Below are 17,502 nucleotides of genomic sequence, written 5' to 3' on the forward strand. Positions count from 1 at the left end.
GAAACCTTGCGCGCGCGATGATGCAAGCGGAAAATTCTCCCGCGTTGCGGAATTCGCTTTGACGTGCTTGCGTTTAGCGACAGTCGAATTGCGCTTCGAACCAGTTTTCGAGCGAAGCCGAAAGCGGCTGCCATGCGCGCTGGAAGTGCGAGACTTTTGCAGCACTGCTGCGATAGATCGCACGCAGTTCCTGCTCAATCGCAGGAAGATCGACGCCGGCGACACGACCCTCGCTGACGATCGTGCGTCCGTCGACAACCACGTCCTTGAGCAGCGACGCATTGCCGCGCGCGAACAAGAGATCGAGCGGATGGACCGACAAAATCTGATCGCGATCGAGGCGATCGAGATCGAGCGTGACGAAATCGGCCGGCGCCCCCGGCTTAAGCACGCCGCTTCCCGGCGCGCCGGTCGCATGGCGGCCGTTGCGGATGGCGAGCGCGAAGAACTCGGCCGGCGTCCAGGTTCGCTTGAATCCCAAGCCGCCGTGCATCATCTGCACCAGCCGCATCTCGCGCAGCACGTCGTCGTCCTCATCGAGCGCGAGCCCATCGACACCGACCGTGACCGCGCAGCCGCATCTGTGCGCGGCGGCGATCGGCGCAAGGCCGGAGCGCAGATGCATGTTGGAACTGAAATTGGTGACGATCCGCGCGCCGGACGCGGCGATCATTTCCAGCTCGTCAGGGCGCGCATGGATGCAATGCGCGAGCGTCAGGCGTTCAGAGAGAAAGCCGATGTCGCGGAGATAGCTCACGATGCCGTCGGGAAAGTGCTGGTCTGCCCAGGCGCGCTGGTAGATGGTTTCCAGCAGATGCATGTGAATGCGGCGGCCGGTCAGCGCGGAATTCTCGGCGACGGCCTCGAGCAGCGGCCTCGAACACCATTGCACGCCGGCCGGGCCGAGTTGCACGTCGATCTTTGGGCCGGCAATCGCCGCTGCAATCGCGTCGGTCAATTCGATGTAGGCCTTCGGCGACATCGGCGCGCGGACGAACAGTTCCTCGATCGTCTTGCGATCGTCGCTCGGCAGGCTTGAGAGCACCGGCTCGGCGTCGCCATAGACGACCGGATTCTGGTCGCGCACGGCGATCGCAAAAGCGATGCGGATGCCGACGTCGGAGGCGGCTCGCGCGATCTGCTGTGCCTCCTCGACGAGCGGCATGGTTCCGCTCGGGCGGGTGTAGTGCACCATCATCGCGGCGCAGCCGGCGCGCGCCGAGCGCGCCAGCGCCGAAGCCGCCGTGAGATAGGGATCGACCGGCGTGCCCAGTGCGGAGCGCAACAGCCAGCTTTCCAGGGGCATGCCGAGTGCGCCGAAGGACGACGCGGTCGGCCGCGCATGATCGTGGGCGTTGACGAAGGCGGGAAGCACGAAGGAGCGCGGCCCCGCCGGCGCTCCCTGATTTATAGAGGTGATGATGCCGTTCTCGTGCCGAAGCACAGCATCACCAAGTATGCCGCGGTCAGCACCGGCGAACAGGCAGCTTGCCGTAACTTCGTTCGCCATGACCGCCGATGACCTCAGTTCGTGATGTAGACCAGTTCCCGTTCGGCCCGCGGCGGCAGGAACCCGCGGGTGAAGATTTCGGACGGCGCCGGCGTGCGGGTGAGCTGATAGCCTTCGACGATGATGCCGATAGCGCGGGCCATGCGGTCATCCTTGATGTCGCCGACGCCGATCTCCTTCATCTCCGGGGAGACGATGAGCTTGTCGAACGAATATTGCAAGCGGCGCTTCTCGACATCGACATTGATCAGGTTGTCGAAATTCACCGCGGCCTTCATGCCGGCGTTCTGGTCTTTTGCCACGGCAATCATACCCTTGTTGATGGCGCGCACGAGGCCAGCGACGGCTTTCGGGTTGGACGCGAGCAATTTGCGCGAGACCATCACGCCGTTGGAATAGAGGTCCATTCCATAATCGCCGAACGAGAACCATTTGAAGTCCTTGTCGGGATCCTGGCGGTTCAGGACGAGGTTGAAGTAGCTGGTGATGTTGAAGACAAGCGCGGCGTCGATGTCGCCCTTGATCAGCATCGGCTCCTGCAGGTTCGGCGCCATGTTCGAGATCTTGATCTTCTCGCCGTCCAGCCCGTTCTTGTGCACGAACACCGGCAACAGCCGCGTGGTCGGCGTGCCCTGCGCGCCGCCGAGCGTGTGGCCTTCGAAATCCTTGATGGTCTTGATGCCGCTCGAATTCTTTGCGACGATCGCGAATGGCGGCTGGTTCCAGATCATGTAGACCATCACAGGCGCGTCCTGCGGCTTGGTCGAGGCATTCTGGATGATCGCATTGACATCGCCGAAGCCGGCATCATAGGCGCCGGACATGATGCGCGTCACGGTCGCGCCCGAGCCTTCGCCCTGGTCGATGACGACGTTGAGGCCTTCCTGTTTGAAGAAGCCATGGTCCTTGGCGTAGAAGAAGGCGGCATCCGAGCCTTGCGTCTTCCAGCCGAGCGTGAACTTGATGGTGGTTTCCTCGGCCGCCGCCGTCCCTGCGAACAAGGCCAGTCCCAACAGCGCGGCGCTCACTTTCTTCAGCATGACGACCTCATGAATGGTGGTTGATGAAACTCTTTCTCAGGTGGCAATCACGTCGTTCTTGCGCGTGGCCCAGCCGGTGACCTTGCCTTCGATCAGCGAGAACACGACGTAGAGCGCGACGCCCAGGCCGGCGAGCACGAACAGCCCGGCGAACACCAGCGGCACGTTGAAATTGGAGGATGCGGTCATCATCACATTGCCGATGCCGCGATTGGAGGCAACGGTCTCCGACAGCACCGCGCCGACAAAAGCGTAGGAGATGGCGACCTTCAGCGAGGCGAAGAAGAACGGCATCGTTCGCGGCAGGCCGACATTCCAGAGGATATCGAACTTGCTCGCGCCCAGCGCCTTCAGCACGTCCTCAAGTTCGGGCTCGGTGGTGGCAAGGCCGGTGGCGATATTGACGACGATAGGGAAGAAGCAGATCGAGAGCGCGGTGAGAACCGCCGGCACCGTGCCGGAGCCGAACCACAGCACGAAGATCGGCACCACCGCGACCTTCGGGATCGAGGAGAAGCCGATCAGCAGCGGATAGGCGGTGTCATAGGCGGTCTTGGAGACACCGATGAAGGCGCCGAGCACGACGCCCAAAGCAACGCCAAGCACGAAGCCGAACATCGTGGTCGCGAGCGTCTGGATGATGTGCGGCCACAGCACCGGGAAACGCTCGACCAGCGTCACGAGGATCTGCGACGGGCGCGGCAGCACGAGATCGGACATGCCGGTCATCAGGCAGAACAGTTCCCAGGCGACGAAGAACAGCACGATCAGCGCCGCCGACCACCCCTTCTGCCTGATATCGAGCCCGGACATCTCAGGCCGCTCCTTCCTGCGCCGCACTGCGCGCATCGACGATCATCCCGCGCAGCTTCTGGTTCAGCGCCACGAAATCTGGCTCAAAGGTCATCGCGACGGTGCGCGGACGAGCAAAGCCGACATGACTGTCGTCGAGGATGCGGCCGGGCCGCGCGCTCATCACGCAGATGCGGCTGGCGAGAAAGCCGGCTTCACGCAGATCATGGGTGACCAGCAGCACCGTCGGCTTGTGCGTCATCCAGAGCTTTTGCAGGATCGACCACAATTCCTCACGCGTGAACTGGTCGAGCGCGCCGAACGGCTCGTCGAGCAGCAAGAGGCGCGGTTCGTGGATCAGCGCGCGGCAGAGATTGGCGCGCTGGAGCATGCCGCCGGAAAGCTGCCAGGGAAAACGGCCGCCGAAGCCCTTGAGGCCGACCTGCTCCAACAACGCGTTCGCCTTGTCGCGAAACTCGGTCTTGCGCCGTTTGCGGAATTGCGAGCGGAACGGCTCGACGATCTTCAGCGGCAGCATGATGTTCCGCTCGATCGTCATCCACGGCAGCATGGTCGGATTCTGGAAGGCCATGCCGACCCGCATGGCGCGCGCCGCCACCTCGCGCCCGCCGACAATGACGACGCCCGTCGACGGCTGCACCAGGCCGCTGACCAGTCGCAGGATCGTCGATTTGCCGCAGCCGGACGGACCGACCAGCGCGACGAACTCGCCGTCAGCGATCCGCAGCGTCGTCGTCGATAGCGCAGGCACCGCGCGGGTCCCGCGGCCGAACGTCACCGACGTATCGGATAGTTCGATCGCAATCGGCGCGCTGCCGGCGGAAACCGCCTCACCCGAGAAGTTGGAAGTTGGTTGCATGCGCATCACGGCAGAAAGTGCATGCAAGCCAGATGCCAGCGCGAATCTTCCACGAAATCAGGCCTGCCGTAGCGATGGCATGCCGACCGAGCGACTGCAATTTAGGCAATCGGACAGCAAAAGTGCATGCAAATCGTGCGCACAGTTTTTGCGTGCCTGTGCTAACAATTTGCTTGCAAGCACTTCCCAAGAGACCCGCCAATGGCGCCGCGCGCGGCCAGCAAGACTGCTGAATCGTCCGACAAGGTCAGCGTGATCTGCCGTGCGCTCCGCCGCGCCATCATCGAGCAGGCGCTGGAGCCGGGCGCGAAGCTGCCGGAGGATTCGCTCGGCGAGCGGTTCGGCGTCAGCCGCACCATCGCGCGCCACGCGCTCGGGCAATTGGCGGCGGAAGGTCTCGTCGAACTGCGCCGCAACCGCATCGCGGTCGTGGCGACGCCGAGCTGGCAGGATGCGCGCGACGCCTTCGATGTGCGCATTCAGCTCGAGCGCCTCGTGGTGCGCCAGCTCGCCGGCAAGCTGACGAAAGCGCAGATCGCGGAATTGAACGCCCATGTCGACGCCGAGGACCGTGCCCGTGGCGGCTCGGACCCGGTCTCGATCCGGCTCGCGACCGAATTCCACATCCTGCTAGCGCACATGACGAACAGCCCGATCCTGATCCGCTATGTCAGCGAGATCGCCTATCGCTGCTGCCTGACGCTGTCGCTGTTCAGCCGGCCGCATTCCTCGGAATGCGCGATCAACGAGCACCGCGCGATCATCGCTGCGCTGATCAAGGGCGACGAGGAGAAGGTGATGAGCCTGATGCACGGCCATCTGGACTCGGTGGCAGGCCGCGCGCTGGTGGCTCCCGTCCCGCAGCGCGGCCGCGACCTGCTCGATATTCTCGCACCCTATGCCGAAGAGACAGACCTTGGCCGCGTCGTGAAACTGCCGAAGGCGGCGCGCGGACGCTGACAACGATGCGGACCGCTTTCGACCTCGTCTTCCGCAATGCGCGCACGCGAAGTGCGAGCATGCCGGTCGATATCGGCATTGCCGACGGCCGGATCGCCGCGATCGAACCACGCCTCGTCTGCGAGGCCGCGGAGATCGATATCGGCGGCAAGCTGGTGCTGCCAGGCTTCGTCGACACCCATATCCATCTCGACAAGGCCTGCCTGCTCGGCCGTTGCGAGCACAACCACGGCAGCGTCAGCGAAGCGATCCGGGCTGTTGCAGCGATGAAGCGCGATTTCACGCCCGAGGACGTCTATGCCCGTGGCGCACACGTGATCGAGCGCGCGATCACCTTCGGCACCACGCGGATGCGCACGCATGTGGAGATCGATCCGCGCATCGGCCTGCGCGGCTTCGAGGCGATCAAGGCGTTGAAGCGCAACTATGCCTGGGCGATCGATCTGTCGCCGTGCGTGTTCCCGCAGGAAGGGCTGACCAACGATCCCGGTGCGGAGGAATTGCTGATCGCGGCGCTGCGCGACGGCGGCGAGGCGATCGGCGGCTGTCCCTATATGGACACCGACCCGAATGCGCATATCGAAAGAATCTTCGATCTGGCGCAGGAGTTCGACGTCGACGTCGATCTGCACCTCGATTTCGACCTCGATCCGTCCTGGTGGCATATGGAAGAAGTGTGCCGCCAGACCGAACGCCGGAATTATCAAGGACGCGTCGCCATCGGCCATGCAACCAAACTATCGGCGCTGCCACCGGATCGGCTGAGAGCGGCGACCGAACGTCTGGCAAAGGCGGGCGTTGCGGTGACCGTGCTGCCCGCGACCGACCTCTATCTGCTGGGGCGAGACGAATCCCACAATGCGCCGCGCGGGCTGACGGTCGCGCACAGGCTCGTCGAAAACGGTGTGCTGTGCTCGGTCGCAACCAACAATGTGCAGAACCCGTTCACGCCGTTCGGCGACGCCTCATTGCTGCGAATGGCCAATTTCTACGCCAACATCGCCCATGCCGCGGTCACCGAGTTCGACGCCTGCCTCGATCTGGTGACCGACCTCCCCGCCCGCCTGATGAATTTGCCGGATTACGGCATCGCGGTCGGAAATCCCGCCGATATCATCGTGCTCGACACAGATAGCAGCCGCGGCGCGATCGCGGAATTGCCCGAGGTGCTGATGGGCTTCAAGAGCGGACGCCGAACCTTCGAGCGGCAGCGGCCGGTTCTGTTTCCGCCAAAGAGCTAGTCGCGCCCTGCCGATCTGGATTGCCGCGGCCGCGATTGACGCGCCGGGCGTTCCATTGTTGTTATCGACGTAACGAGACAACAACGCCGGGCAGGAAACCATGGGCAAGTCGTCCAACATCAGAAGCATTGAAACGCTCGCCTGCGATGCTGGCTGGCGGAATTACCACTTCGTTAAGGTGACGACCGAGGACGGCATCGTCGGCTGGAGCGAATTCGACGAAGGTTTTGGCGCGCCCGGCGTCACCGCCGCGATCGAGCGGCTGTCGACGCGGATCATTGGCAAGAACGCGCTGCAGCATGAACGCATCTATGCGGAACTGTTCTCCGCGACCCGGCCCGCCGCCGGGGGCGTGGTGGCGCTGGCGCTCGGCGCGATCGAGAACGCGCTGCTCGATGTCAAGGCAAAGGCGCTCGGCGTGCCCTGCTATGAACTGCTCGGCGGCAAGATCCGCGACCGCATCCGGGTCTACTGGTCGCACTGCGCGACCTGGCGCATCAACCATCCCGACTGGTACAAGCCCGCGATCACCGATCTCGACGGCGTCAAGGCGATCGGGCGCGAGGTGCGCGAGAAGCGCTTCACGGCGCTGAAGACCAACATCTTCGTCTATACCGACGGCAAGCCGCAGGGTTGGCGGCCGGGCTTCGGCTCGCCATTCGAGCCGGAGATCAATGTCGACCGCAAAGTGCTGCGCAATCTCTGCATGCACCTGGAGGCGATCCGCGACGGCGCCGGGCCCGATGTCGATCTCCTGCTCGACCTCAACTTCAACGCCAAGACCGAAGGCTATCTGAAGATCCTGAGGGCGATCGAGAAGATGGACATGTTCTGGATCGAGATCGACACCTTCAACCCGCAGGCGCTAGGCTACATCCGCCGCCAGAGCCCGCATCCGATCTCCTCCTGCGAGACGCTGCTCGGTCTGCGCGAATTCCTGCCCTACTTCACCGAGCAGGCGATGGACGTCGCGATCATCGACACGCCCTGGAATGGCATCTGGCAATCGATGAAGATCGCGAATGCCGCCGAACATTTCGAGGTCAACGTCGCCCCGCATAATTTCTACGGCCACCTCTGCACGATGATGAACGCGCATTTCTCAGCGGCCGTTCCGAACTTGCGGATCATGGAAACCGATATCGACCGGCTCGCCTGGGACCATGAGTTGTTCACGCATGTCCCCGACATCGTCGACGGCCACCTCGTGATCCCGGACCGGCCGGGCTGGGGCACCGAGCCGAACGAGGAAGGCCTCCGCGCGCACCCGCCGAAGAGCAAGGGTGGATTGCTGAATTACGGGCAGGCCAAGAAGTAAGCTCTATCTCCCGTCGTCCCGGGCTTGAGCCGGGACGACGGCGAGTGTGTGGGGCTGCTCATTGCGAAATCATTTGTCGCCCGGCACGTTCACGAACGCACTTTCGATCACGTCGCCGATCGGCTGCCAGATGTTGCCGTCGAACTGCACCAGGCGCATCTGCTTGATCGGGCGGAAGTCGGCCGGGCCGGTGTTGATTGCGATGCCCGGCAGCACCACGGGATTGAGATAGTCCTTCAGCGATGCAGCCTGGCGCATGATGTTCTCGCGCGACAGATCGTCGCCGCACTGCGTCAGCACCTGGACCAGGGTCTCGGCCGCGGCGTAGCCGAAGATGGCGTAGCCATCCTCCTTGTCGCCATCAGGATAATATTTGTCCATGAAGGCGGACCATGCCTTGATCGGCTCGTCGTCCTTCCATGCGGCATCGCCGGCGTCCTTCAGGAAGGATGTCGAGATCACGCCGAGCGCATTCTGCAGCCCCGCCGGCCGCAGCGCGCTGGCGATCGAGGCCGAGGCATTGTCGAGAATAAAGACCGGATGCCAATCCAGTTCGGCCGCGATGCGGATGGCGCGCGCGGCGATCGCCGGCGCTCCGTTGAACACGAGTATATCGGCGCCCGAATCCTTCAATATCTCGATCTGCACCTCGATCGAGGTGTCGGACGCATCAAAGGCGAGATCGGCGACGATCATGCCCGCGGTATCGCCGAGCCCTTCCTGCAATCCCCTGAACAGATCGCGCCCGAACTGATCGTTCTGCCAGAGCACGGCAATCTTGCCGTCGGGATAGGATGCCTGGATGTAATTCGCATAGATCCGGCCCTCGGCGCGGAAGGTTGGCTGCCAGCCCATCGTCCACGGATACTTCTTCGGCTGCGCCCACTCCTCGTCCCCCGAAGCGACGAACAATTGCGGGACGTTCTTATCGTTGAGATAGGCCCGGGTCGCGAGATTGCTCGGCGTGCCGAACGAGCCGAACATCAACAGCACGTTTTCCTTCTCGACCAGTTCGCGCGTCTGCTGCAGCGCCATGCGCGGACTGGAGCTGTCGTCGACGGAGATGAACTTGATCTTGCGTCCGTTGATGCCGCCGCGCTCATTGACCATGTCGAAATAGGCGGCTTCCGCTCTGCCAATGGTGGCAAAGGCCGCCAGCGGCCCGGTGTAGGGCATGACGTTGCCGATCCGGATCTCGTTGTCCATGGCGCCCCGCTCGGAAGCCTGCTGTGCGCTGGACGGCGCCCACGCAAGAAGCGCCGCGGCGATGAGGGACAGCGACAGTCTCGCTCTTCTTCTTTGCATCAACATCGCCTCAAACCCGCCCGACAGCGGCCTGCTGCGTCTTCCGGCCGATAACAATAGCGCGCAAATATGGCCGGAGAAATGAAATGTTGCCTTGGGACAATCAGCCGATCATGGACGGTCAGCGCAATGTGATGTCCAGCCATCCCAGGGGGTTGACGGACAGGCGATCGCCGGTGTCGACCAGCACTGTCGTGGTTTCGGCTTCGATGATGGCGGGACCGGAGAGCGACTGGCCGGGACGGAGATCATCGAGCGCATAGACAGGCACCTCGCGCCATCCGCCGAACCAGGCCTTACGTCGGCTCCGGGGCACGCATGGCTCGGCCGAGCTTGCAGATTTAATGCCTTCGCCGCGCCGCGCCACCTCGGCCACCGCCGCGACGCGGGCGTTGACGAACACGACCTCGTGGCCGGGCGAGGCATAAGTGTAGAGTTCCTCGTGGCGGCGATGAAAACGCTGCTCGATCTGGTCGACGACATCATCTGCGTCCAGATCGAGATCGCCAAGCGGCACGTCGATCTCGAACACCTGCTCGCCATAGCGCATCTCGGCTGAGCGCTCGATGCTGATGGGACCATTGAACCAGGAGCGGAGCCGACCGGCGGCTTGCTCTTCGAGTTGAGAGTACAGTTCGCGCACCTCACCGGCGGAGATGCGCGCGCCCGCGCCATAATGGGTGCGGCTCACCTCGTAGCGGAGATCGCTGGTCAGCATGCCCCAGGCCGATAGCACCGATGCAACTGTCGGCACGATGATGCGCCTGATCTCGAGCTCGCGCGCGACTTCCGCGGCGTGAAGGCCGGCGGCGCCGCCGAAACTGAGCAGCACGAACTTTCGGGGATCGACGCCGCGGCGCAGCGTCATCAGGCGGATGCCGTCGGCCATCTTCAGATTGATCATCTTGTAGATGCCGGCCGCAGCCTCCAGGCGCGACAATTCCAGCGCCGCCGCGATCTGGTCGATCGCCGCTTCCGAGGCTCCGCGATCGAGCGGACGTTTGCCGCCCATGAAGGCGCCGGCATCGAGATAGCCGAGCACGACGTTGGCGTCGGTGACGGTCGCCGCGGTGCCACCATTGCCATAGCACGCCGGCCCCGGAACCGAACCGGCGCTTTCCGGCCCAACCCGAAGCGTGCGGCTGCCATCGACGCTCGCGATCGAGCCGCCGCCGGCGGCGATGCTCGCAATGTCGAGGCTGCGCAGCGCGATGCGCTGACCGGCCAGCATGCCGTCGGCCGAGAGCGAGGCCTGCCCGCCTGAGATCAGCGAGATATCCGTGCTGGTGCCCCCCATGTCGAACGGCACGAGGTCGGGAATTCCTAAGAGATCGGCGCAGCGGCGGCTACCGGAAATGCCGCCGGCCGGGCCCGACAACACGGTGCCCGCCGCAAGGCGCGAGGCTTCCTCGACCGGCGCCATGCCGCCATGCGACAGCACCACGAACAGTGTGCCCTTGAAGCCGGCTTCGCTGAGGCGCTTTTCGAGATTGGTCAGATAGCGCCGCACGATCGGCTCGACATAGGCGTTCACGATCGTGGTCGAGACGCGCTCATATTCCTTGATCTGCGGCAGCACATCGCTCGAGCGCGAGATATTGATTCCGGGCAGTTCGCTGCCGAGCCGCTCGACGGCCGCAAGCTCATGTGCGGGGTTGAGATAGGAATGCAGGAAGCAGACCGCGACCGACCTTGCGCCAGAACTTCTCACCGCTGTTATCGCGCTGTCGAGCGATCCGGCATCGAGCGGGATCGATGCGCTGCCATCCGCCTTCAGCCGCTCACGCACACCGATGCGGCGTTCGCGCGGGACCAGCGGCTCCGGCGGCGGCGTGCGCAAATCGTAACGATCGGGCTTCAAACCCTCGCGCATCTCGACGACGTCGCGATGGCCTTCAGTGGTGAGCAGCGCGACTTTTGCTCCCTTGCGCTCCAGCAATGCGTTGGTCGCGACCGTCGTGCCGTGAACCAGGCGATCGGTATTCGCCAGCATTTCCGCGCGTGTGACATTCAGACGGCGCGCCAGTTCGTCCAGCCCCGCCATCACGCCGATCGATTGATCCGATGGCGTGGATGGCGACTTCGCGAACACCGTGCGCCCCGTCTCATCCGTGGCGACCAGATCGGTGTAGGTGCCGCCGACGTCAACTCCGATCGTGAACATGGCTAGTCACGCTGCTCCGCGGGGACGTCGACCAGGCCCTGCTCGATATCGCGTCGGCGCGCCTCCGCCGATCGCTTTGCGGACGGTCCCCAACCGCCGCCACCGGAAGAGCGGATTTCCAGGCAATCGCCGGGACGGAGATCGATACCGACCTCCTTGGTCTTGAGCACGCGCGGCTCGCGGCCTTCGGACAGAAGGCGATAGCGATGCGGCTTTCCGTCCTCGCCGCCGAGCATCCCGCAAGGGCCGTAACGGACGCCTTCACCGGCGGTGTTGCCTTTTGCCGGCTTTGCGGTTTCCAGCACCATATCCAGCGAAACGCCGAGGCCGCCGCGAAACTGGCCGTCGCCGGCCGAGCCTTGCCGGAATTCGTGATGGCGGAAGTGCAGCGGGAAGCGCACCTCGGCGACCTCGATGCTGCCGAACTTGAGCCCGCCGACGGTGTGCCACTCGCCGATCGACGACCAGCCGTCGCCGCCGGACGAGGCGCCGCCGCCGGGGCGCGCCTGGAACATGTGCCAGATGAAGTTGCGTCCGGTGCGAGGGTCTTCGCCCTGGATCGCGATCCGGAAGCGGCGGCCCCAGCCCGCCATCGCGCGCTCCGGACAGGAGGCCGACAGCGCCTTGATGATCGCCTCGACGATTTCATTGGAGGGATGGCTGGTGCACAGCGTCACCGGCCGGCCCGGATCGGCCCAAACGATCGTGCCCTGCTTTGCGATCACTTTCAGCGGGCGCAGCGCGCCAGTGTTCTTGGGGATATCGGCGTCGATCAGATAGGCAAAGGCCATCGCCACCGCGGCCTGCATGTTGGCGTGCGAGGAATTCACGAAGCTCGTCGACTGGGGATCGGAGTCGGACAGGTCGACCTCGACGTCGCTGCCCTGCTTGGTCACCTTTGCTGCGATCCTGATATCGCTGCGGCCATGGCCGTCATCGTCAAGGAACGCTTCGCCATGGAACACGCCGTCCTTCCAGGTGGCAACAACGGCGCGGGTCTGGTGCTCGGTGGCATCGAGGATCGCTTCTATTGCAGCCTCGACCACGGGCGCGCCGAATTCGGCGAACAGTTTTCCCACCCGGCGCTCGCCGAGATGGGCGGCGCCCAGCATCGCTGCGAGGTCACCACGGAATTCCCTGGGGTTGCGGATGTTGAGCGCCAGCAGATCGAGCAGGTCCTCGCGCAGCTTGCCGGCCTCGCACAGCTTGATCGGAGGGATGCGCAGGCCTTCCTGAAAGATCTCAGTGGCATCAGGGTTGTAGGCGCCATGGGTGGCGCCGCCGATGTCGCTCTGATGGGCGCGGACGATGGTCCAGAGCAGGCGCTTGCCATCATCGAACACCGGCACGAAGGCGGTGAGATCGGGCAGATGGCTGCCGCCATGATAGGGATCGTTCAGCAGAATGACCTCGCCAGGCTCCACGTCCTTGAAGCGCTCCTCCACCGCAAGCGTCGCCCACGGCAGCGCGCCGACATGAACCGGGATGTGATCGGCCTGCGCGATCAGCCGCCCGCCTGTGTCGCAGATCGCCAGCGAAAAATCGCGGCTGGAGTTGAGGATCTGTGAATAGGAGGTGCGAAGCATGGCTTCGCCCATTTCCCTCACAATGGAACTCAGCCGGTGCTGGACGACGGACCGGGTGATGGGATCGATCTTGCCGGACATGCCAGCTATTTTATCGTCGCGGCCGGGGACGTATAGATCAAAAACACCACGGTGCCCGCCAGCAGCGCAGCAGCCATGAACAGCATCACGGCCGGCAGTCCATAGAGCGCCGCCACCGCGCCGGTTGCGGATTGCAGCAGCGCCGCGCCAAGGAAGAAGGAGAGATTGATCGCCGAAAGCGCCTTGCCCGCGCTCTGGGCGTCAACGAGCTGCCTGGTCATGCCGTAGAGCAGCGGCTGCGCCGAGACGGCAAGACCGATCAGGATGAACAGGACCACATCATACTGCGACGGCATGACGGCGACGCCGAACAGGTCGGACACCGGGTAACCGGGAGCTCCCAATGCCATCAGGAGAAGCAGCAGCGCCGCCACGAGATGCGCAACCGCAACAACGGTGCGTCGGTGGCCGAGCCTGCGATCGATCACGCCGATGCAGACCGGCCCGACGATCAGCGCCAGCGTGAACAGTCCGAGTTCGTTACCAGCTTCGATGCGCGTGAGGCCCTTGATCTCCATCAGCCACGGGCCGCCCCACAATCCCCTCAGCACCAGCGATGCCGCAAGCGAGACCAGCGACAAGGCGACTAGGCCCCGGAGTGGGCGGGACAGGCCAAGGCGCAGGACTTCCATCATTTGCGAGAGCGGCGATGAGTCGTCCTTGTGCTCGGCCGGCTGTTTCGGCACCAGCACGAACACCGCGAGCGCGACCGCAACGCCGCCAATGGCCGATATCCAGAATCCGGCCCGCCAGCCAAGACGGTCGACGACAAAGGCCAATGGGCTCGACGACAACAGCATACCGATATTGCCGATCGACAGGATGGCGCCCGACCACAAGCCAAACTGCGACGGGGAAAGCTGTTTCGCCGCGAGCGTCATCGGGCACATCAGCATGCCTGATGTCGCAACCCCCAGCGCGAGCTGGCCAACGAGGAAGCTCTCCGGTCCGGTCGCAAACGCCGATGCCATCGCCCCGAAGATGGTTCCAACGAGCAGGCTGAGCGAGACCGGGCGAACGCCGAAGCGGTCCATCGCAGCGCCGACGGGCACCTGCGATGCCGCGAACGCGAAATGATAGATCGAGGTCAGGCTCGCGAGCGCCTGCGGCGGCGTCGCGAAATCGGCGGCCATCAGGTCAAGGCTGATGGCCGGGATCGTCCGCAGCAGGGTCGATAGCATATGGCCGCAGGCCAGGGCCAGAAGCGCAAGAATCAGCGTGCGGGTACTGGTCCCCGCATCATCTTTGGCAACACCGTCCACGAATCATCTCGTTCCCGAGGAGTTTCGGGACGGCGTATCACCAATAGGCCACGAGCGCCAATCTGTGCCTAGGTATTAGGCAGTTCAGTGCTTGTGGAACACCAATGTCCGCACTTCGATGCTTTCGCGCGGGGCAGCATCCGGCGGCGTGGTGGGATCGACGAAGGCGGTGTGCGGTGCGAAGCGCGTGCGGCCGTCAGTCGCCGAATCGTAGCACTTGAGCAGCAGCGCCTCGTCGGGCGTCATCTCCGGGAAATAGAACCAGCGGTGGTTCGCATTGTATTTCACGGAATAGGTCTCGCCCTCGCGATTCGGATAGATCAGGTCAGAGGCGATGAGATCGCCCGGCTCCACCGACTGGCCGTCGCACATCGCCAATGGCGCATCGCGCAGCGGGCCACGGATCGGCCGCCAGAGGTTGATCACCTGGGCACGACCTTTGAGCAGTTCTTCGGCCTCCTCGGGCAGATGTTCGAACACGCGGTTGCGGCCGGACAAGGCAGTCTGGTCGACATGCACGCGCGTCGCCGGCTGACGGGGCGTGCCGTCGCGCACGTCGGGGGCGCCCTCGACGCGCTTGCGCACGGTATGATCGAAGATGAGGACGCGATCCGCCTTCAGCGTTGCCTTCAGGAAGGCTTCGACGGCAGGATAGTAGACGCGCCTGACTTCGTTATCGTCGTAGTAGTTCTTCACCACGGTCGGATGCTTGACCAGGGCGAAGCCTTCGGTGTCGAGCGAGAATTTGTCGGCGATCAGGCGGCCGTCGAAGATCGGAACGTTGTGGGGTTCGGGGAGCGCCGTCGATTTGGGTTCGCCGGGCGGCGGATCGTAGGCGTAGGTACGCGGCTTGCCCGATATCGGGGCGAGATAATTGAGTTCGGCAGTGACGAAGGGAAGCGACTCGATCTTGGTTTCATGCAGGCCCATGGTGGTCTCCCGGACTCCCTATTGTTCGTTCTGTTTCATTTTGGCCGGGTGAGCTGCCCCGGCAAGGGAGCTCAAGAAATAGCAACGTTGACATCCTTGCGAGGATGAAACGTGGAAAATTCTTTCGGCGTCCTGGAACCACCAAGCTGATTATTTCCGCCGATCACGCTTTCGAGAAGTGCCTCCCCTGCGGGTACTCGCCATTGCGAGCGACCCTCTCTCCCCCGTCATTGCGAGCGAAGCGAAGCAATCCATCTCTCCGCTTGTGGAGGCGTGGATTGCTTCGCTTCGCTCGCAATGACGCTGCGGTGAGCGCTTTCGCAACTCACGTTGTTCGACGGTGGGGGAGATTGACGACAGGCGCGGCCTCACAAGCCGGTGCCCTTGCCGATCGCAGTCGCGAATGAGCGGTCGACGATATCAGCAGCGTTGAGCTTCTCCTTGATCAAACCCCAGCGGTGATAGAGATCGATGGTCTTCTGCTCGTCGCTCACGACGCCGTCATCAATCGGAGCGATCTGGATCTTGGCCCGCGCCAGCCAGTTCAGCGGCACCGAGGTCGGAATGTTCATTAGCTTGCCCCAGGTCTCGGCATAAGCGGCCACATTGTTCTGAGACCATGCCCGCGCGGCGGCGAGACGACGCACGAAGTCCTGTAGTTGCTCATGCTTGTCCTTGATAGCGCCCGGGGTTGCGACCTGAAAGCTGAGGCCGGGCGTAATGCCCTCCGCGGTGATCACGCGGCGCGACTTGAACAGCACCTCTTCCTGGCTGACATAGGGCTCCCAGGTCGACCAGGCGTCCACCGACCCTTGGGTGTAGGCGACCTTGGCGTCTGACGGCGCGAGGAAGATGATCTGGACATCGCTCGCCTGCCACCCCTTCGACTCGAGCGCTCCCAGGATCAACTGGTGGCCGATCGAGCCGCGGCCGGTCGCGATCTTCTTGCCGCGCAGGTCGTCAAAGCTCTTGATCGCCGAATTCTCGGGCACCACGATCGCGAGCCCTTCGCGCGACTGACGGACGGCGGCGATCGCCTTCACCGGGACGCCCGCCGCAGCGGCAAAGGTGAAGGGCGCGTCGCCGACAAGGCCGGTGTCGATCGCGGCGGCGCTGAGCGCTTCCAGGAGCGGCGCGGCTGCCGCGAACTCCTTCCACTCGATCTTGTAGGGCACGTCCTTGAGCACGCCGGCGGCTTCCATCACCGCCTGCGAATTGCCCTTCTGGTCGCCGACGCGCAATGTGGTCTGCGCGGCCGCGGTGCTTGCGCCGGCGAGTGCGAGAACGATTGCGAGAGCGAACCGGATCATTCTGCGGCAATCCCGCGCGTCGCGTCGCGCTCGGCAATCAGCTTGCGCGTCAGCGGGATCAGCTCGCGGCCATAGTCGATCGCGTCGATCAAGGGATCGAAGCCGCGGATCAGGAAGTGGCTGACGCCGAGATCGTAGTAATCGCCGAACACTTCGGCGACCTGCTCGGGCGTGCCGACGAGCGCGGTGGTGTTGCTGTTGGCGCCGGTCAGCTTGGCGATCTCGGTCCACAGCCGCTTGTCGATGCGCGCGCCCTGGTCGGCGAGCGCGAGCAGCCGCCTCGCGCCCGCGGTGGCATGGCCGTCCGCCGGCTTGCGATAGCCGGTCTGGTCCTGCAGTTCAGTGGCGCGCTCGAGGATCGCCTGCGCCTTGGCCCACGCCTTCTCCTCGGTATCGGCGAGGATCGGCCGCACCGAGAGGCTGAAGCGCGGCGTCGGACGGCCATGCTTGGCGGCCGCTGCGCGCACGCGCGCGGTGACGTCCCGGACCTGCGCGTAGGACTCGCCCCACAGCGCGAAGGTGTCGGCGTGCTTGCCCGCGACTTCGACCGCGGCATCCGAGCCGCCGCCGATGAAGGTGTAGATGCCACCATTTTGATGCGGCTTGATCTGCGAAAAGCCGCGTTCGACCTGGTAGTACTTGCCGCGATAATCGAACGGCTTCTCGCTGGTCCATTCCAGGCGGACGATGTCGAGGAACTCGCCGGTGCGCGCGTAGCGCTCGTCCTTGTCGTCGAGCGTATTGCCGTCCTGGCGCAGCTCGGTGGCGTTGCCGCCGGTGATGACGTGCAGCGAGACCCGGTCCGGGTAGAACTGGTCGAGCGTGGCGAGCTGGCGCGCCAGCAGCGTCGGCGCAGTGAAGCCCGGCCGCTGCGCGATCATCACCTTCAATTTCCTGGTGATGCCGAGCACATGCTGCGCGACCTGCAGCGCATCCGGCGTCGTCGAATGAAATGCGAGCAGCGCGCGGTCGAAGCCGGCAAGCTCATGGGCTTTCGCCACCGTCTCGATATAGGGCGGATCGAGCACGGGACCGGAGCGGACGATGATCTCCGACGAATTGTTGTTGGTGATGAAGCCGATGAACTCGACTGACATGGGGGAAGCTCCGCTTGTTGGCTGTT

General features: G+C 64.0%; 14 protein-coding genes. 3 read left to right on the forward strand and 11 right to left on the reverse strand.

Annotation, left to right across the window (positions count from 1 at the left end; translation table 11 throughout):
- Positions 1–73 precede the first annotated feature (73 nt).
- From I6F35_RS31050 to I6F35_RS31065, 4 genes are read right to left on the reverse strand one after another with little or no spacing between them, the layout of a single operon-like run.
- Positions 74–1,510, reverse strand: a complete 1,437-nt coding sequence (locus tag I6F35_RS31050) for an amidohydrolase family protein (RefSeq protein WP_225121449.1) — start codon at positions 1,508–1,510, stop codon at positions 74–76.
- 14 nt (positions 1,511–1,524) lie between these two features.
- A complete protein-coding gene (locus I6F35_RS31055) occupies positions 1,525–2,550 on the reverse strand; it encodes an ABC transporter substrate-binding protein (RefSeq protein ID WP_225121450.1) in 1,026 nt (341 codons plus the stop codon).
- Between the two features lie 36 nt (positions 2,551–2,586).
- Positions 2,587–3,363, reverse strand: coding sequence for an ABC transporter permease (locus I6F35_RS31060; RefSeq protein ID WP_225121451.1), 777 nt, complete (start codon positions 3,361–3,363; stop codon positions 2,587–2,589).
- A gap of 1 nt (position 3,364) precedes the next feature.
- On the reverse strand, positions 3,365–4,228 hold the full coding sequence (locus I6F35_RS31065; RefSeq protein WP_225121503.1) for an ABC transporter ATP-binding protein: 864 nt from the start codon (positions 4,226–4,228) through the stop codon (positions 3,365–3,367).
- A 195-nt stretch (positions 4,229–4,423) separates the two neighbouring features.
- Between I6F35_RS31065 and I6F35_RS31070 the strand changes: the two genes are divergently transcribed.
- From I6F35_RS31070 to I6F35_RS31080, 3 genes are all read left to right on the forward strand, one after another.
- On the forward strand, positions 4,424–5,182 hold the full coding sequence (locus I6F35_RS31070) for a GntR family transcriptional regulator (RefSeq protein WP_225121452.1): 759 nt from the start codon (positions 4,424–4,426) through the stop codon (positions 5,180–5,182).
- 5 nt (positions 5,183–5,187) lie between these two features.
- Positions 5,188–6,423 (forward strand): amidohydrolase family protein, encoded by a 1,236-nt coding sequence (locus I6F35_RS31075; RefSeq protein ID WP_225121453.1) that lies wholly within the window; start codon positions 5,188–5,190, stop codon positions 6,421–6,423.
- A 100-nt stretch (positions 6,424–6,523) separates the two neighbouring features.
- The gene (locus I6F35_RS31080; protein ID WP_225121454.1) at positions 6,524–7,741 is read left to right on the forward strand and encodes a mandelate racemase/muconate lactonizing enzyme family protein; all 1,218 of its coding nucleotides are present in this window, start codon (positions 6,524–6,526) and stop codon (positions 7,739–7,741) included.
- 69 nt (positions 7,742–7,810) lie between these two features.
- Here I6F35_RS31080 and I6F35_RS31085 read toward each other — a convergent pair whose 3' ends face one another.
- The 7 genes from I6F35_RS31085 to I6F35_RS31115 all read right to left on the reverse strand — a co-directional run bounded on the left by I6F35_RS31085 (position 7,811) and on the right by I6F35_RS31115 (position 17,476).
- Entirely contained in the window at positions 7,811–9,046 is a 1,236-nt protein-coding gene (locus I6F35_RS31085) for an ABC transporter substrate-binding protein (protein WP_225121455.1), read from the reverse strand.
- A 121-nt stretch (positions 9,047–9,167) separates the two neighbouring features.
- A complete protein-coding gene (locus tag I6F35_RS31090) occupies positions 9,168–11,210 on the reverse strand; it encodes a hydantoinase/oxoprolinase family protein (protein ID WP_225121456.1) in 2,043 nt (680 codons plus the stop codon).
- Between the two features lie 2 nt (positions 11,211–11,212).
- The gene (locus I6F35_RS31095; RefSeq protein WP_225121457.1) at positions 11,213–12,877 is read right to left on the reverse strand and encodes a hydantoinase B/oxoprolinase family protein; all 1,665 of its coding nucleotides are present in this window, start codon (positions 12,875–12,877) and stop codon (positions 11,213–11,215) included.
- A gap of 5 nt (positions 12,878–12,882) precedes the next feature.
- Positions 12,883–14,139: an MFS transporter gene (locus I6F35_RS31100; protein ID WP_225121458.1), complete on the reverse strand. Its 1,257-nt coding sequence runs from the start codon at positions 14,137–14,139 to the stop codon at positions 12,883–12,885.
- An 84-nt stretch (positions 14,140–14,223) separates the two neighbouring features.
- Positions 14,224–15,069, reverse strand: a complete 846-nt coding sequence (locus I6F35_RS31105) for a CmcJ/NvfI family oxidoreductase (protein WP_225121459.1) — start codon at positions 15,067–15,069, stop codon at positions 14,224–14,226.
- Between the two features lie 368 nt (positions 15,070–15,437).
- Positions 15,438–16,379, reverse strand: a complete 942-nt coding sequence (locus I6F35_RS31110) for an ABC transporter substrate-binding protein (RefSeq protein ID WP_225121460.1) — start codon at positions 16,377–16,379, stop codon at positions 15,438–15,440.
- The gene (locus tag I6F35_RS31115) at positions 16,376–17,476 is read right to left on the reverse strand and encodes an LLM class flavin-dependent oxidoreductase (RefSeq protein WP_225121461.1); all 1,101 of its coding nucleotides are present in this window, start codon (positions 17,474–17,476) and stop codon (positions 16,376–16,378) included. Before I6F35_RS31115 ends, I6F35_RS31110 begins: the two co-directional genes overlap by 4 nt.
- Between the last annotated feature and the right edge of the window lie 26 nt (positions 17,477–17,502).

Origin of the sequence: Bradyrhizobium sp. BRP22, assembly GCF_020194175.1 — a bacterium.
GTDB lineage: Bacteria > Pseudomonadota > Alphaproteobacteria > Rhizobiales > Xanthobacteraceae > Bradyrhizobium.

What these genes read in the sequence shown, in the direction of transcription:
- I6F35_RS31050 (WP_225121449.1), bottom strand. Translation starts at nt 1,510, where the DNA reads ATGGCGAACGAAGTTACGGCAAGCTGCCTGTTCGCCGGTGCTGACCGC.
- I6F35_RS31055 (WP_225121450.1), bottom strand. Translation starts at nt 2,550, where the DNA reads ATGCTGAAGAAAGTGAGCGCCGCGCTGTTGGGACTGGCCTTGTTCGCA.
- I6F35_RS31060 (WP_225121451.1), bottom strand. Translation starts at nt 3,363, where the DNA reads ATGTCCGGGCTCGATATCAGGCAGAAGGGGTGGTCGGCGGCGCTGATC.
- I6F35_RS31065 (WP_225121503.1), bottom strand. Translation starts at nt 4,228, where the DNA reads ATGCGCATGCAACCAACTTCCAACTTCTCGGGTGAGGCGGTTTCCGCC.
- I6F35_RS31070 (WP_225121452.1), top strand. Translation starts at nt 4,424, where the DNA reads ATGGCGCCGCGCGCGGCCAGCAAGACTGCTGAATCGTCCGACAAGGTC.
- I6F35_RS31075 (WP_225121453.1), top strand. Translation starts at nt 5,188, where the DNA reads ATGCGGACCGCTTTCGACCTCGTCTTCCGCAATGCGCGCACGCGAAGT.
- I6F35_RS31080 (WP_225121454.1), top strand. Translation starts at nt 6,524, where the DNA reads ATGGGCAAGTCGTCCAACATCAGAAGCATTGAAACGCTCGCCTGCGAT.
- I6F35_RS31085 (WP_225121455.1), bottom strand. Translation starts at nt 9,046, where the DNA reads ATGCAAAGAAGAAGAGCGAGACTGTCGCTGTCCCTCATCGCCGCGGCG.
- I6F35_RS31090 (WP_225121456.1), bottom strand. Translation starts at nt 11,210, where the DNA reads ATGTTCACGATCGGAGTTGACGTCGGCGGCACCTACACCGATCTGGTC.
- I6F35_RS31095 (WP_225121457.1), bottom strand. Translation starts at nt 12,877, where the DNA reads ATGTCCGGCAAGATCGATCCCATCACCCGGTCCGTCGTCCAGCACCGG.
- I6F35_RS31105 (WP_225121459.1), bottom strand. Translation starts at nt 15,069, where the DNA reads ATGGGCCTGCATGAAACCAAGATCGAGTCGCTTCCCTTCGTCACTGCC.
- I6F35_RS31110 (WP_225121460.1), bottom strand. Translation starts at nt 16,379, where the DNA reads ATGATCCGGTTCGCTCTCGCAATCGTTCTCGCACTCGCCGGCGCAAGC.
- I6F35_RS31115 (WP_225121461.1), bottom strand. Translation starts at nt 17,476, where the DNA reads ATGTCAGTCGAGTTCATCGGCTTCATCACCAACAACAATTCGTCGGAG.